Here is a 15,410-nt window from a genome sequence, read left to right on the forward strand (position 1 = left end):
CGGACCCCACCTCCCGAGTACCTTCCGTACCCCTCTCAAGCCCCCGATCAGCGCTACCGTCAGCCGCGACCAGGGGACACCGGGAGGACCATGCTCGACATCATCGGACTCAACGAAGCCGACCTCGACGTCTACCAGGTCTTCGCCGGCTCCGGGTCCATGACCCTCGCCCAACTTCGCGATGCCACCGCCCTCACCGATGACCAACTTCGGCCCATCCTGCGCGTCCTCACCCGCAAAGGGCTCCTCGCCCGCCTGCCCGGCTCCCCCAAGGCCTATGCCCCCGTGCGACCGGAAGTCGCCATCGGGGCCATTCTCAGCCGGAAGCACCAAGAACTCGCCGCCGCCAAAATCGTCGCCGAACGGCTCGAGGAACGGTTCCGGGAAGCTCCCGCTCAGCACTCCGTCGACCTCGTCGAAGTCGTCCACGGCACCGAACGGATCGCCGAACGGGCCGACAAGCTCCTCCGGCAAGCCAAACAAGAAGTCACCTTCGTCGACAAGCCCCCCTACGCCCAGCCTCCTACCGTGCTGCACCCCGCCGAACGGGAGCTTCTCCAGCGGGGCGTGCGGTTTCGCGGCGTCTACGACCGCAGCGCGCTCGAAGTGCACGATCTGCCCTCCGATCTCGAAGCCGGGCTTCTGCTCGGTGAGGAAGCCCGGGTCGTTCCGGCCGCTCCGGTCAAGATGATCCTCGTCGACCGGGACTTCGGGCTCGTTCCGCTGCGCGCCGACCTGCCGGAGATCCGGACCGCCCTCGTCATCCGGCGCTGCGCCCTGCTCGACGCCCTCGGCGCCCTCTTCGGCCTCCTGTGGCGGGAAGGCCTCCCCCTACGCCTGCCCGCCACCGAACAACCGGGCGTCCTCTCCTTCGACGACGCCCGGCTGCTCGCCCTGCTCACCACCGGCCTTCCCGACCGGAGCATCGCCAAGCAGCTCGGCATGAGCTACCGGACCTTCCAACGCCGCCTGCAGAACCTCATGACCCAGCTCGGCGCCGGCACCCGGTTCCAAGCCGGCCTGCAGGCCGCCGCGCGGGGGTGGGTTGCCCTGCCGCCGCCCGAGGTCAGCGAGTGATCGCGTAGGCTCGCTGGACCGTCTGCGTGACCGTGTTGCCCGAGCCGTCGCGGGCTTCCGTGCGCAGCCAGACGAAGTCGCCCGCCTGCTGGTTCACCGTCACCGTCCACACCGGACTTCCCGAAGGCTTCGCCACCGCCGGCGTCCACGTGCGGCCTTCGTCCACTGAGGACGAAACCCGCAGCTGCGTCACCGGTCCGCCGCCGCGCGCGCCCGAGTGCGACGACGCCGCGACGTCGAACGTGAACGACGGGCCCGCCGGCGCCCGGTTCGCCGCGTCGAGCGGGAACCGGTAGTCCAGCTGGATCAGCGGCTGGAACGAACACGCCGGGCCCGCTTGGTAGCACGTGAACCCGGCGGGTGGCGCCGCGGCCGAGCGCTCCGAGGTGAACGTCCACGACGTGTCCGTCCGCGGCGCGTGCTGGAACAACACGCCGCTGGGGGTGCCGACCTGGGCCTGGGCCGGCATCACGTCGGTGACGTCCAAGCGGTAGGCCGCCCGCTCCGGGGCCAGGCGGAACACCGGGAACAGCGCCAGCGGATCGTCCGCATTGGACCTCGGAACTTCGGCGCCGTCGCGGAACAGGCGCGTCGTCGTGCCCGTGAAGTACCGGGCGTTCTCGTACGGGCTCGTGTAGTGCCCACCGTCGGTCCACTGCAACGCCGGCACGAACGCGTCCGGGTCCTGGCCGCCGCGGCAGAACGAGCACAGGACCGTCCAGCCGCTCGCCGTCGCCGGGTAGCGGGCCGGATGGTCGGGCGGGAGCTCGACCGCCGCGCTGTGCAGCGCCGCGCGGAACCAGTGCTCGTCCGGCCTCGACCGCTCACCCGGACGGTAGCCGCCCTGCGCGTTCATCGCCTGTGACGCCCGCCTGCCCGCGCTGTCGGTGCCCGACAACGTCACCACGCGCTTCCAGACCAGCCGGTCGTCACCCGGGCCGGTGTACTCCGTCCACGAGCCCGGCACCGGGATCTTCGTGCCCTGGACCAGCTGCGTCTTCCACGAACCGGTCGGGAACGCGTACCAGTTCTTCTGCCCGCTCAGGTTCGGCCGGTCGGCGTGGTAGGTCGTCTTCGTCGCGACCAGCGCCGCCCGGTCGACCCGTCGCACGAGGTCCTTCGGGACGCCGTTGCGCTCGAAATAGCTCAGGTTGTACATCGCGTCGGGCGCCGCGCGCACCACCAGGTGCACCGACGCCGCCGAGCGCAACGCCTCGCCCTGCTCCGATCCGAGGGACAGCGTCGGCACCACCGAGCTCGTCAGCCCGGGGATCGGCGCCGCGCCCGCGTACGGCAGCACGGCGGCGCCGCCCCCGGCCGCGACGAGCCGCGCCGCGTTCGACGCTCCCGCGAAGACGTCATCGGGCGAACCGGCGGGAATGCGCACGAGGACCGCCTTTCCGCGGACGTCGGTGGCGGGCAGGTCGGCCGCCTCGGCGAAGACGAGGGGCAGGGTCCGCTCCCCCGGCAGTTTCGCCGTCAGCGACGGGACGTCGTACGCCGGGTTCAGCACGGTCGGCCCCGCGCGCAGCTCGACCGCCGCGGTGGACAGGACCGCGCTGTCCTGCAGCGAGATCGTCCCGGTCGTCGTCGCCGGTGCCGGAGCGACGCGCACGTCCCACGCGGCCCCGCCCGTCGACAGCCCGGCTTCGCCGATGTACCCGTTCGTGCCCGCGGACGGGGGAATCACCCGGCGCAGCATCACCGTCCGGTCGCGCAGATCGGCCGGTTCGGGCGTCACGAACCCGGCCGGGACGGCGGTCGCCGCGTTCAGCGTGATCTCCGCCGGGCCGGAGACGGCCACCGCCGACGCGCTGACCGCCGACCAGCGGCGCGTCGTCGCGTCCCGCTCGATGACCCAGCCGAGCGCGGAGTACCGGCCGGCGGGCACGGCGACCCCGCCCACCCCGTTCACCAGGTCGACCTGCTGGCTGACCTGGTCGAGGAACGGGTCGTTGCGGTTCGCGCCGCCACCGCTGTCGTCGATCAGCTGCGCCGACGCCAGTTCCGCGGGCGCGCCCGTGGAGTCCAGCACCCGCAGCGTGACCGGGGCCAGCGCCGCCGCGTTGTACGCGCTCACGGCGGTGCGCACCGCGCTCCCGTCCGCCGTCGTGGCCAGCACCGAGCCGCCGTAGACCCCGGCCGTGCCCTCGTTCGGGTCTTCGCTGAGCTCCACCGATTTCGTGGCCTTCGGCGGGACGGACAGCGTCGTGCCCGACAGCCGCATCCCGGGCAGCGGCGCGGCTTTGTCGTCCCACGGGCGCACCTGGAGCTTCAGGCTGAGGTCCAGCGGCCGGTCCCCGGTGTTGGCGTACGTCAGCGTCCGGACGACCCGGGACGCGGTCGTGCGCTCGGTGCGGCCGAAGCTCGCCACCGCCGTCCCGCTCGCCTCCTGCGACACCGCGCGGGCGACGTCGAGCAGTCCCGCGCCCTGCTCGTACCAGCGCAACCCGACGTCCTTGGCCGTGCTGACCAGCGTGTTCTTCAGCGCCTCCCCGGACAGCCCCGGGTGCTGCTGGAGCAGGATCGCCGCGGCGCCCGCGACGTGCGGGGTGGCCATCGACGTCCCCGAGACGCGCGTGTAGAAGTCGTCGACCGGGTCGCCCAGGGACGTGCCGGACGCGCGGGCGGCGGCGATGCCCACTCCCGGTGCGGAGATCTCCGGCTTCACCACCGCGTCACGCAGGCGCGGGCCGCGGCTGCTGAACCACGCCAGGGTGTTGTCGCGGTCGAGGGCCCCCACGGTGAGGGCCGACGCCGCCGAGCCGGGTGTGGTGACCGTGCGGTCCCCCGGGCCCGCGTTGCCCGCGGCGACGACGAACAGCGTGCCGTTCTTCGCCGAGAGCGTGTCGAGCTGCCGGCTCAGCGGGTCGAACCCGTCGCTGACGCCCGCGCCCAGGCTCAGGTTGACGATCTTCGCACCCTGCGCCACGGCCCAGTCGATGCCGGCCATCACCTGCGCGGTGTCACCTTCGCCCGAGGCGTCGAAAACCTTGGCCACGACCAGTTTCGCGTCCGGCGCGACGCCCTTGTAGCGGCCGCCGGAAGCCGCGCCGGTGCCGCTGATGATCGACGCGACGTGCGTGCCGTGACCGTGGTGGTCGGCGACGTCGCCCTCGCCGCTGAAGTCGGCGGCGGCGGTCGTCTTGCCCACCAGGTCGGGGTGCTGGGCGTCGATGCCGGTGTCGACGACGGCGACCGTCGTCCCGGCCCCGGTCAGGCCCCGTTGCCACGCGGCCGGCGCGCCCACCTGCGCCGTGCTGCGATCGAGGGCCACCCGGACCTTGCGGTCCAGGCGGACGTCGGACATCCCGGCGGCCAGCGCGGGTTTGCCGGTCGCGTCGCGGGTGACCAGCGAGTGCCAGAAGTCCGCCGCGCCGGCCTTCTCGACGTGCAGGCCGACGCCGTTGGCGGTGGCGAGCGGGATGCGGTGGCTGGTGTGCGGGAGCGCCTTCGCTTGCGCGGCGGCGGTTTTGCCGTAACGGGCGATGACCGGGATCGACGCGGAGGCGGTGTCGTCGCGGCCGTCTTCGACGAGCTGGGTCAGGTTGAACAGGTTCTTGTTCAGGGCGCCGGTACCGATCAGCGGCAACGCGTCCGAGGGGTAGACGAGCAGGCCTTCGGAGGTCGTGGTGATGTGGAACGCCGGCCGCGGGCGATCCGGGCGCAGCGCCGGTTCGACCTGGGCGGTGCGGTGGCCGGCGGCGTCTTGTTCGTAGGTGACCACGTCGCCGGTGAGCAGCGTGACCCGGTGGACGGCGGGCGCCGGCCCGGCCGGGGCGGCGGCCGCGGCGGTTTCCGGTGCGGACAGCAGGGACAGGACGACCGCGGCGACGACGGTCAGGGACTCGCGCCGGTGAGGGGAACGCGGGGACATCGGGACCTCACTCTCCTCGGATGCCAGGCGGCGGCCGTTGCGCACGGCCGCCGCGAGAGGGGTTTCCCGAGGATGAGGGAGGTTTTCCCGGAAGGACACGGGTTGGGGTGGCGGGGTGTCGCCATCGGCGACATCCCGCCAAAAAGGCGAAGGCCCGGGCCGTGAGGGCGGCCCGGGCCTTCCCGGTGCGACGTGGGTCGGGAGCGGCTCGGCTCTCGCGGCCCACGCCGGGGTTCTGGTGAGTGCCCGCGGACTCGGGCCCTCGGGCAGGCGGCCGGGGGGAGCGGCCGCCCGCCCTGCGAGTGCCCGGGTCGCGAGGAGGACCCGGGCGGGTGAGTGCGGCCGGGTCGCGGGTGCCGGACGCACTCCGCGGCCCGGCCGCTGCCAGGGGTTCGGGCCCGGGCGGTGCGACCGGCCGCTGCCAGGGGTTCAGGCCCGGTCGGTCGCGCCGGTCAGTTCTCCATGCCCGGTGTGCGCTGGTGCAGGGAGAAGTCGAGCCGGTTGTTGTCCGTGTCCGTGCTCAGGATGTCGCGGGCGCTGGCCGCCGCCAGCTGTTCCGTCGTCGCCGTCTCGGGCAGGGCCGCCTGGCCCTCGCGTGGGGTCGAGGCCGCCGCGTTGAACGCCACGCCGTCGACCTTCGTGCCCGTCTGGCTGAACACCGCGACGCCGCCGTTCGTGGGGATGCCTTCGGAGCCGGCCAGGAAGAACGGCACCACGTTGGTCTGGTCGGAGATCGTGCCGGAGAAGTTCTGGCCCGTCAGCACCACGAACTGCCCGGGGTTGCCCTTCGGCTGCAGCACCATGCCCGCCGGCAGCGCGATCGTGTCGAGCACCGCGTTCGACGGGCCGTAGACGCGGATCGTGTAGCCGGTCAGGTCCTGTGCGCGGTTGGACACGTTGCGGATCTCGATGAACTCGTCGGTCGCGCCGTTCGGGCCCCGCGTCGAGACTTCGTTGATCACCACCGACGACGATACGGCGGGCTGCTCTTCGGTCGCGGCGGCCACACCGCCGGCCGCCAGGCCCGCCAATGCGGTCAGGATCGCCGAACCGGCCAGAAGACGACGCATGATCGAATCCTTTCGGGGTAGGAATTGCGAATACCGTTGCCCGCCTCATTCGGAACTGTTTTCCGTCGGCGGCGAAACCAGTATCCAACGAAGATCGACGGAACCGGAAGGGGCCAGTTACGCGCCGGTCCGGCGCCGGCGGCGGGTCGCCGTCGCGGCCAGTTCCAGCTCGGCGCACGGCGTGTCCAGCACCCGGCTGAGCCAGCTCCGCCAGTACGGCCCGGGGATGCGTTTCCCCCGCTCCCAACGGGAAACCTCCTCCCGTGTGACGCTGTCGTTGCCGGACATCGCGTGCAGCCTCGTCGCCAGGTCGTCCTGGGACCACCCCTTGGCGGCCCGCCGTTCGGCGATCAGCTCGCACACCGAAAACCGGATCGATTCGTGCCTGCTTCGTGCGGGCACCACGAACACCCCTTTCCACGAGAATGGGAGAGAAATCAGTTCCGTGACCGGACGCAGCTGAAGTCGACGCGGTTGTCGTCGGTATCCCGGCTCGCCGCGTCGCGCGATTCCGCGAGCCCGGGGCACGCCACCGCGGCGTCGCGCTCCCGGCACGGCGAGGACGCCGTCCAGCCGACGGCGTCGGCGCGCACGCGGCGGTGGTCCAGCAGCATTTCGCCGTCGCCGGGTACCTCTGGTACGACCAGCTCCGCCGCTTCAGTCCCGCCGAAGCCCGCGGCGGCGATCAGGAAGTGGCCGCCGGCGGGGATTTCCGCGCCGGCGGGCAGCAGCGCCAGCTCGACCGGCGCCGGGCCGCCCGTGCACGACCGCACCGACCAGCCGCCCAGATCGACCGCCGTGGAGCCGACGTTGCGCAGGACCAGGTAGCCCGCCGGGCCCGCCAGCACCTCCTGGATCTTGACCTGGGGAGCGGGACCGGCGGGCAGGCCGCCCACCGCGAGCACCAGGACCAGTGCACCGAGCACGGTCACGGAACCGGCCTTCCGGGGAACGGCTGCCTCGCCGACGCCGATGTCGTCACTCCGGTCACCCTAGGAAAAAGATCTCCGGCTGACAGGATCCGGCCGGTACCGAACCTCGCCCGCCTGCGGTACCGGCGGTACCGCGGCGCACGGCACCGGGCCCGCCCGGAACCCGAGCGCGTGCACCAGTTCCCGCCGGTTCGGGAACCCGAGCTTCTGCAGGATCCGGCTCGCGTAGTTCTTCACCGTCTGCCGGGCCAGGTGCAGCTCGCCGGCGATCTCGTCGTTCGACCAGCGGCACAGCATCAGCGCCAGGATGTCCTCCTCCCGCTTGGTCATCACGCCGGCACCCGGCACGGACCCGGTGAGCAGCGGCGCGGACTCCCCCGCCGGTACCCAGACCCGTCCGCCGGCGAGGGTGGACCGCACCGCGGCCATCAGCCGCGTCCCGCTGGCGGACTTGTGCACGAAGCTGTCGGCGCCGGCGTTGAGGGCCGTGGCGACGGCCGCGGGCGAGGAATCGCCGGCGAACACCAGCACGGCCGCGCGGTCGAGGTGTTCCTTGGCGAACTGGCAGATGCCCGCCCCGGCCGGTTCCCCGGCCAGCGACAGCTCGGTGATGACCATGTCGGGGTGGTTCGCTTCGCATTGCCGCAGCGCTTCCCGCTCGGTACCGGCTTCGGCGACCGCCCGGACCCCGGCGTAGTCCCGCAGCAGCTGCCGGACCGCGTACCTGAGCACGGGCTGGTCGTCCACCACGAGCGTCGTGACGCAGTGCATGGTTCCCCTTGTGTGTTGTCCGGTGCTCCGGCCAGGTGCGATCTTCCCGCTTCCGCCGCCGGGCGCAGACCGTCAACCGGGTGATACGGCGCGTACCCGCGCCGGGTGGCGGGCACGCCGAAGGCCACCTCGGCGGTGGTGCCGAGGTGGCGTCCGGGCAGGGGTTCCCCTCAGCCGGGGGTGCAGGCGTTCAGGGCCGAAACGACCTCCTCGAAGTGGTGGTGCAGCACCGGCGCCGACCGGGCGGCCAGCGCCTTGACCTCCGCCGACCACCCGTGCCGGGTCTCCACGTCGGCCAGCGCGATCGCCTCCAGGTGCGCGGCGATCTGCTCGCGCAGCCAGGCGGCGTCGAAGTCCGCGCCGGACCGCACCGCCAGATCGGCGATCCGCGCGAGCTGGCCGGGTTCCGGCACGGAGTACAGCGTGACGCCCTCCCGAGCCGCGACGCCGACCAGCTCGGCATCCAGATCCGTGTGGTGCGCGGCGAACCGGGGCCCCAGTTCCCGCACGGCGAGGCACTTCCCGCGGCCGGTGAGGTCGCCGGTGAAGATTTCGAACAGGTTGTTCTGGTGCGTCCGGTTGAGGTACTCGCGGTCCTCCGCCGACACGTCGGCCCGTACCGGTGGCGCCGGGGCGGCGGCCGCGGCCGGTGCCACCGGCAGCAGGACACCGAGCACCGCGACGGCGGCCAATGCGGACCGTGCTTTCATGAGGTTCTCCCAGGGTTGGGGGCGGGACGGGTCCGATCGTCGGCGATCCTCTGCGGCGCGGGCTATCCGCGCACCGAACCCCGGCGTCCGATTCGGCGTCACGCGGGACGGCAGTGCTCGATCGCCTCGAGCAGGATCGTGCTCGCCACCGCCACGACGTCCGCGGTGACGGTGAGCGGCGGCAGCAGCCGGACGACGCCGTCGTCGCGGCCGCCCAGCTCGACGATCAGGCCGTTGCGCAGCGCGTGCGCCTGCACCGCGCGGGCGTACTCCGCCGCCGGGCGGCCGTCGTGCGGCGATGCCAGCTCGATGCCCCACATCAGGCCGATCCCGCGCACCTCGCGCACCCACGGCCGGCCCCGCAGCACCGACAACGCCCGCCCGAGCTGCTCGCCGCGCCGCCGGACGTTGCCGAGGACGTCGTCGCGCAGCATGATCCGCACGGTCTCCGCGCCGGCGGCGAACGCGGCCTGGTTGCCCCGGAACGTGCCCGTGTGCGCGCCGGGCGCCCACCCGTCCAGCCGGCGGTCGTAGAGGATGACCGCGACCGGCAGGCCCATTCCGCTCAGTGCCTTCGACGCGACGACGACGTCGGGCTCGATGTCGTACTGCTCGAAGGCGAACCAGGTGCCGGTGCGCCCGCACCCGGTCTGCACCTCGTCGACGACCAGCGGGATGTCCAGGTCCCGGGTCAGCGCCCGGACGCGCTGGACGAACTCGCGGCGGGCCGGCACCACCCCGCCCTCGCCCTGCACCAGTTCGAGCACGACCGCGGCGGGCCGCGGCACCCCGCCGAGCGGATCGCGCAGCGCCCGTTCCAGCAGCAGGGCGCAGTTGATCTCGCAGTCGTCCGGCCTCAGCCCGAGCGGGCAGCGCGAGCAGGACGAGTACGGGAAGAAGTGCACGCCCGGCACGCCGTTGGCGATGGGCTGCTTCTGCCGGACCAGGCCGGTCAGCGCCATCGCCGCGTGGCTCGCGCCGTGGAACCCGCCCTGGAAGGACACGACGTCGCCGCGTCCGGTCGCGGTCTTGCACAGCTTGAGCGCCGCGTCCACCGCGTTCGCCCCGGCCGGGCCGCAGAAGTGGATCTTCATCCGTGACCGCAGGCCGGGCGGGAGCATCGCCAGCTGCGCGTCGACGAACGCGCGTTTCGCCGGCGTCGGGAAGTCGAGGCCGTGCGCGAGCAGCCGCAGCTGCGCGTTCGCCGCGGCGAGGACCTCGGGGTGGTTGTGGCCCAGTGCCAGCACCCCGGCGCCGGACAGGAAGTCGATGAAGACGTTCCCGTCGACGTCCCGGACGTGGCAGCCCGCCCCTTCGGCCAGCGCCACCGGCAGGTTGCGCGGGTAGACGCGGGCGTTGGACTCCCAGCGCTCCTGGTGCGCGAGGTACTCGGCCGACCGCGGGCCGGGCAGGTCGCCGGTGACGTGCGGCTCGGGCCCCGCGGCGATGCGGACGTCGGTCATGACACCCTCCCCTGGACGGTTTCGGCGGCCCCTTCCGTGGCCGGGTTGCCCCGCCAGCGCGACCGCGGCGGGGTCGCGGAGCCCTTCATCAGGAACGCGTCCGCTTCGACGACGGTCCCCGCGCCGAGGGTGACTCCGTAGTGGACGAACGCGCCGGCGCCGAGCGTGCTGCCCGCGCCGACGACGGTGTGATCGGACTTGAACGTGCCGTCCTCGAGCGAATGGCACTGGAGCACGCTGCCCGCGTTGAGCACGCAGTCGTCGCCGATGGTGACCAGCGACTTCTCCGGGATCGCGCAGCCGTCGTCGAAGACCCGGCGGCCGATCCGGACGCCCAGCAGCCGCCACAGCAGGCTCTTGAACGGCGTGCCGTCGAACAGCGCGAGGTGCCGGCCGGGGCTGAGCTTCCAGAACCGTTCGTGGCGCCAGAACACCGGGTCGTAGATCGAGCAGAACCGCGGCCGCAGCCGCCGGAAGCCCTGCGCCGCGCGTTCGGCCAGCACCAGGAACAGGACGGAGAACAGCAGCGCGCCCACGATGCCCCCGGCCGTGGCGAAGGCCCCGAACCGCGGGTGCAGGGCGCCCGCGACGACCCCGATGCCGATCACCCCGGTGAGGTTGAGCCACTGCACCGCCAGGTACCAGCCCATCGTCGCCGTGTTGTGGCGCAGCTTGGCCGCGAGGCCGCGGCGGCGCGCCGCGCCGGTCCACAGGTGGTCGAAGCCGCGGTCCCGGCGGACCGAACGCGGGATCTCGAACGCCGGCGAGCCGAGCAGGCCGGTGTCTTCGCGGACCGGGCCGTCGAGCGGGACGAGGACCTTGGTCGCCAGCAGGCAGTTCCGCCCGACCCGGGCCTCCGGCGGGTAGGCGATGTCGTTGCCCAGGAACGTCTCCGGCGCGACGGTGGTGCGGCGGAGGCGGAACGACGAGCCGGAGTAGTCCGCGTTGAGCAGGGAGAGCCCGTCCGAGACCATGGTTCCGGTGCCGACCGTGCACAGGAACGGCGTCTCGTGCTTGACCTCGACGCCGAAGTTGGACCCGGTCTGCCGGACCACGGACAGGTCGTACCCGAGCGCGCGCAGGTAGTGGACGATGTAGCTGCTGTCGCCGAACAGGTAGGTGAACGTGCGCAGGTTCGTCAGCCGCGCGATCGCCCGCTGGACGGCGTGCCGGAACCCGTAGAGCGGGAAGACGCGGTCCGGCACCAGGAACCGGGCCAGCAGCCGGGGCACGGTCAGCACCACCACGAGACCGCCGATCAGGGCGCCGGCGTAGAGCACCGTCGAGGCGAGCAGCTCGCCCCGGTAGAACGCCCAGCCGGTGAGGTCCGCCTGGGCGGGCTGGACGAAGTGCGCCACGGCCGTGCCCGCCGCGAGCGTCACCGGCGTCGTCACCAGCAGTAAGGAGGCCAGCTGCGCGACCGCGAACGCCGTCCGCCGCGCCCGGCCCGCCAGCCCGGCGGGCAATGCCCGGTAGTCCACTGTGGAAGGCCGGCCGGGCGAGCCGTGCCAGGACTCCCCGGCCGGCACGGCCTGCCCCGCGGCCAGCGAGGACGAGTGCCCGAGCTGGGCGTCGTCGCCGAGCGCCGTGTCGATGTCGAGCACGGCCGTCTCCCCGACGAACGCGCGGTCCCCCACGGTGATCCGGCCGGTCCGGATCCGGCCCGCCTCGGCGCGGTAGCAGGCGATCGAGGCGTCCTTGCGGACCACCGCACCGGCGCCGACCGTCAGCAGATCGGTGCACACCGGCGGCCGCCGCACCAGGATCACCGCGCCCGCGCCGATCTTCGCGCCGAGCAGCCGCAGGTACAGCGCGTACAGCGGTGAACCGGCGAACAGCGCCAGCGGGCAGAACCGGGTCACCGTCTTGACCGTCCAGAACCGCAGGTAAGCCGGGCTCCACAGGGGGATCTCCCCCGGTTTCCAGCGGCCCACCAGCAGCCACTTCACCGCGACCGGCACCGCGCAGAGCGCCGCGAACCCGGTCCCCGCCGCGGCGGCCGACCGCCAGTAGCCGTCGAACACGCCGGCCGCCGCGGAAACCCAGTCGTAGGTCAGGTCCAGCAGCACCGCCGAACCGGCGATGTAGGCGAGGAAGACGAGCAGCTGGTAAGCCCCGCAGAGGGCGTGGGCCGGCGCGCTCGCCCGGTGCGGGGTCACGGCCGGGGCGGGCCGGGGTCCGGTGGTCCGCGCCGAGCGGGCCAGCTCGCGCACCGTCGGGTGCAGGTAGAGCTGCTTGACCGGCGGCGGGGCGAGCTCCCCCGACTCCCGCACGCGCGCGCAGAACTTCGCCAGCAGCAGCGAATCGGCGGCGAGGTCGTCGAAGAAGTGCGCGGTGACCGACACCCGGTCGAGCCGGCACACCTCGGCGAGCGCGCCGGCGAGGATCCGCTCGGCCTCCGTTTCCGGCGGGGTGTAGGCCGTTTCCGCGGCGAGCGCCCGCGGCCCGGTCGGGGCCGGCAGGTGCGCGCGGTCGGCCTTGTGGCTCGGGGTCATCGGGATCCGCTCGAGCCGCTCGAAGTACGCCGGCACCATGTAGGCGGGCAGGCGTTCGCGCAGCAGGCGCCGCAGGTCCTCGACGTCGACGGCGTCCGCGTCCCGCCGCGTGCTGTAGTAGGCCACCAGCTCGGTCGTCCCCGGCTCCGGGGCGTAGGTGCCGACGACGGCCTGCGCCACGCCCGGCGCCCCCAGCAGGATCGACTCGATCTCGGTGAGTTCGACGCGGTAGCCGCGCACCTTGACCTGGGTGTCGGTGCGGCCGTGGTACTCGATCTCGCCGCCATCGGTGATCCGGCCGAGGTCGCCGGTGCGGTAGATCCGCCCGGACGGGTTGCCCGCGATGCCCAGGAAGTCCGGCACGAACGCCCGCTCGGTCAGGTCCGGCCGGTTGAGGTAGCCCTCGGCCAGCCCGATTCCGGCGATGCCGATCTCGCCCAGCTCGCCCGCCGGCAGCGCCCGCGCCCGAGCGGGGTCGAGGATGACCACCGAGTACGTCGGCAGCGGGACGCCGATGGTGACCGGCCGGTCCGGGTGCAGCACCGTCCAGGTCGCGGTGACCGTGGTTTCGGTCGGGCCGTAGACGTTGAGGAAGCGGCGGCCGGGCCGCGACCAGCGGCCGACCAGGTCCTCCGGGCACGCCTCGCCGGACACGAGCAGGAACCGCAGGTCCGGCAGGTCGTCCTCGAGGGTCGCCAGCAGCGTGGGTACGCAGCACAACGCGGTCACGCCGTTGTCCCGCAGGAACTCCTGGAGCTCGGCCCCGGCCGGAGCGCCGCCCGCGGGCCGGGGCACCAGCGTCGCGCCGGACAGCAGCGGCACCCAGATCTCCTCCACCGAGAAGTCGAAGGCGATCGTCATGCCCTGGTACACGCGGTCGCCGGGCGCGAGACCGTACGCCTCGGCCGCGACGCGGACGAAGTTGCCGATGGCGGCGTGGCGGATCGGGACGCCCTTCGGCCGTCCGGTGGAGCCGGAGGTGTAGACGATGTAGCAGAGGTCTCCGGCCGGAGTGCGGGCCAGGCGGGCACCGGGCCGCGCCGCGATCCGGTGCGCTTCTTCGTCGAGGCAAAGCAGATCGGTGCCTTCCGCGAACCGGTGCCGCAGCGGCGAGGCGGTCAGCACCAGGCCGGCCCCGGCGTCGCCGACGATGAAGGCCAGCCGGTCGTCGGGGAAGGCCGAGTCGAGCGGCACGTAGGCCGCGCCGGCCTTGAGCACGGCGAGCATCGCGACGTAGCTGTCGGCCGGTTCGGGGAGCAGCAGCCCGATCCGGTCGCCGGGCCGCACGCCCCGCGCAACCAGGTGGCGGGCGAGGCGGTTGGCGCGGGTGTCCAGGTCGCCGAACGTCAGCCGGACCTCGCCGGCGTCCACGGCGAGCCGGTCGCCCTCGCGGTCGCAGGCCTCTTCGAAGAGGCGGTCGAGCCGGGTCTCCCCGCGCGGGCGGGGCCGGCCGGCGCCGGTCAGGACGCGGCCGCCGGCCGACCGCACGGCCGCCGGCGTTTCGCGCGGGGTCACGGCCTCGCCTCCGCCGGCCGGTCCAGGCGGAACGCCCGGTGCAGCGCGCGGACCGCGTGGCCGAGCCGGTCGAGCGGCAGCACCGCGGTGAGCCGGACGGCGGAGATCGCCATCGCCGGCATCGTCGTGCCGAGTTCACCCGCGGTGCGCAGGACCTCCGCGGGCATGTCGGGCCGGTCGAGCAGCCCGGTGCCGACCACCGACACCGCGCCCAGGTCGTCGTCGAGCGTCCAGCGGGCGCCGAGGTCCTCCACAAGCGCGCGGGCCGGCCCGGCGAAGGGCGCCGTGCCCCGCAGCGTGAACCGCAGTTCGCCGGCCCCCGGCCAGCTCAGCGTGTCCGGGTGCAGCCCGTGCCCGGCCAGGCCGGCCAGCAGCCGCGCCCCGCGGTCCGGGGACAGCCCCGGCGCTTCGATCCGCAGCAGCCGCACGTCCCGGTCGTGCGCGATACCGACCACCTCCGCGCCGCGCTCCAGCGCCGGTTCCGCGGCGCGCACGCGGGTGCTCGCGCCGGTGCGCGAGGAGTGCCGCACGTGCACCGTCACCCCGTGCTGCCCGGCCAGCTCGACCGACCTCGGGTGCAGGACGCGGGCACCGCCCCTGGCCAGCTCGGACATGGCTTCGTAGGAGATCGACGGCACCGGGCGCGTGTCCGGCACGATCCGCGGGTCCGCGGTCCGCACGCCCTCGACGTCGGTGCAGATCTCGCACTCGGCCGCCCCCAGCGCGGCCGCCAGCGCGACGGCGGTCGTGTCCGAGCCGCCCCGCCCCAGCGTGCGGAGCTCGCCGACGGCGTCGCGGCCCTGGAACCCCGCGACCACGACGACGCGGCCGCCGCCCAGCGCGTCGAGGATCCGGTCCGGGTCGATGTGCGCGATCGTGGCCGCACCGGGACCGCCGGTCACCTCGATGCCCGCCTGGTCGCCGGTGAGCGAGACGGCGGCAACCCCGCGGCGGGTCAGCGCCAGTGCCAGGACGGCGGCCGAAACCTGCTCACCCGTCGCCAGCAGCTGGTCGAGCTCGCGGGGGTCCGGCCGGTCGGCGAACTGCCCCGCCAGCGCCACCAGCCGATCGGTGGCGTCGCCCATCGCCGAAACGACCACGACGACCCGCCGTCCGGCCGCGGCCAGGTCCGCGACCTGCGTGGCCACCCCGCGCACCAGCTCCGGCGTCGCCAGCGACGAACCGCCGTATTTCCGCACCACGATCCCGGCAACGCGCCGACCGTCCGGAATGCCGGATTCGACCACTGCCCATGAATTATTCACCAATCGCCCCTCTCCCTTCGGAGAACCAGTCACGACTACGCGGACCGGAACCCGATTCACCTTTCAGCGTCCCATTCCCGTGCCACCGGGAGCGGGTTCTACGTGCGGATTCGCGTTGCCGCACAGCGACATCCGGTCGCCCGACAGTGAAAGTAGTTCGGCATTTCGCATCCCGGTACCTCCGGATGCGGGAACCGGAACAACCGCCATTACCGTCCCCGATCTTCCGTTCATA

General features: G+C 73.4%; 10 protein-coding genes. 1 reads left to right on the forward strand and 9 read right to left on the reverse strand.

The genetic code is table 11. The features are described from left to right. The first annotated feature begins 90 nt into the window (after window positions 1–90). Window positions 91–1,077, forward strand: coding sequence for a helix-turn-helix domain-containing protein (locus ACWEVP_RS28555; RefSeq protein WP_452065650.1), 987 nt, complete (start codon window positions 91–93; stop codon window positions 1,075–1,077). Here ACWEVP_RS28555 and ACWEVP_RS28560 read toward each other — a convergent pair. The 9 genes from ACWEVP_RS28560 to ACWEVP_RS28600 form a co-directional block, all read right to left on the reverse strand. Continuing rightward, on the reverse strand, window positions 1,067–4,954 hold the full coding sequence (locus ACWEVP_RS28560) for a S8 family peptidase (RefSeq protein ID WP_452065651.1): 3,888 nt from the start codon (window positions 4,952–4,954) through the stop codon (window positions 1,067–1,069). The genes ACWEVP_RS28555 and ACWEVP_RS28560 overlap by 11 nt on opposite strands. 452 nt (window positions 4,955–5,406) lie before the next feature. Beyond that, window positions 5,407–6,024, reverse strand: coding sequence for a lamin tail domain-containing protein (locus ACWEVP_RS28565; protein ID WP_452065652.1), 618 nt, complete (start codon window positions 6,022–6,024; stop codon window positions 5,407–5,409). A gap of 117 nt (window positions 6,025–6,141) precedes the next feature. After that, complete coding sequence (locus tag ACWEVP_RS28570) at window positions 6,142–6,429, reverse strand: helix-turn-helix domain-containing protein (RefSeq protein ID WP_452065653.1); 288 nt, start codon at window positions 6,427–6,429, stop codon at window positions 6,142–6,144. Window positions 6,430–6,461: 32 nt separating this feature from the next. Then, window positions 6,462–6,956, reverse strand: coding sequence for a lamin tail domain-containing protein (locus ACWEVP_RS28575; protein WP_452065654.1), 495 nt, complete (start codon window positions 6,954–6,956; stop codon window positions 6,462–6,464). Window positions 6,957–7,016: 60 nt separating this feature from the next. After that, window positions 7,017–7,727, reverse strand: a complete 711-nt coding sequence (locus tag ACWEVP_RS28580) for a response regulator (RefSeq protein ID WP_452065655.1) — start codon at window positions 7,725–7,727, stop codon at window positions 7,017–7,019. Between the two features lie 170 nt (window positions 7,728–7,897). After that, window positions 7,898–8,437 (reverse strand): DUF4142 domain-containing protein, encoded by a 540-nt coding sequence (locus ACWEVP_RS28585; protein ID WP_452065656.1) that lies wholly within the window; start codon window positions 8,435–8,437, stop codon window positions 7,898–7,900. Window positions 8,438–8,535: 98 nt separating this feature from the next. Next, a complete protein-coding gene (locus tag ACWEVP_RS28590) occupies window positions 8,536–9,900 on the reverse strand; it encodes a diaminobutyrate--2-oxoglutarate transaminase family protein (RefSeq protein ID WP_452065657.1) in 1,365 nt (454 codons plus the stop codon). Further along, complete coding sequence (locus ACWEVP_RS28595; RefSeq protein WP_452065658.1) at window positions 9,897–13,910, reverse strand: Pls/PosA family non-ribosomal peptide synthetase; 4,014 nt, start codon at window positions 13,908–13,910, stop codon at window positions 9,897–9,899. Before ACWEVP_RS28595 ends, ACWEVP_RS28590 begins: the two co-directional genes overlap by 4 nt. After that, window positions 13,907–15,109, reverse strand: coding sequence for an aspartate kinase (locus ACWEVP_RS28600; RefSeq protein ID WP_452065659.1), 1,203 nt, complete (start codon window positions 15,107–15,109; stop codon window positions 13,907–13,909). Before ACWEVP_RS28600 ends, ACWEVP_RS28595 begins: the two co-directional genes overlap by 4 nt. Between the last annotated feature and the right edge of the window lie 301 nt (window positions 15,110–15,410).

The organism is Amycolatopsis sp. NPDC003865 (assembly GCF_053605345.1).

Excerpts from the sequence above, each read along its gene's own strand:
- ACWEVP_RS28555 (WP_452065650.1), top strand. The coding sequence starts at position 91 with ATGCTCGACATCATCGGACTCAACGAAGCCGACCTCGACGTCTACCAG.
- ACWEVP_RS28560 (WP_452065651.1), bottom strand. The coding sequence starts at position 4,954 with ATGTCCCCGCGTTCCCCTCACCGGCGCGAGTCCCTGACCGTCGTCGCC.
- ACWEVP_RS28565 (WP_452065652.1), bottom strand. The coding sequence starts at position 6,024 with ATGCGTCGTCTTCTGGCCGGTTCGGCGATCCTGACCGCATTGGCGGGC.
- ACWEVP_RS28580 (WP_452065655.1), bottom strand. The coding sequence starts at position 7,727 with ATGCACTGCGTCACGACGCTCGTGGTGGACGACCAGCCCGTGCTCAGG.
- ACWEVP_RS28585 (WP_452065656.1), bottom strand. The coding sequence starts at position 8,437 with ATGAAAGCACGGTCCGCATTGGCCGCCGTCGCGGTGCTCGGTGTCCTG.
- ACWEVP_RS28590 (WP_452065657.1), bottom strand. The coding sequence starts at position 9,900 with ATGACCGACGTCCGCATCGCCGCGGGGCCCGAGCCGCACGTCACCGGC.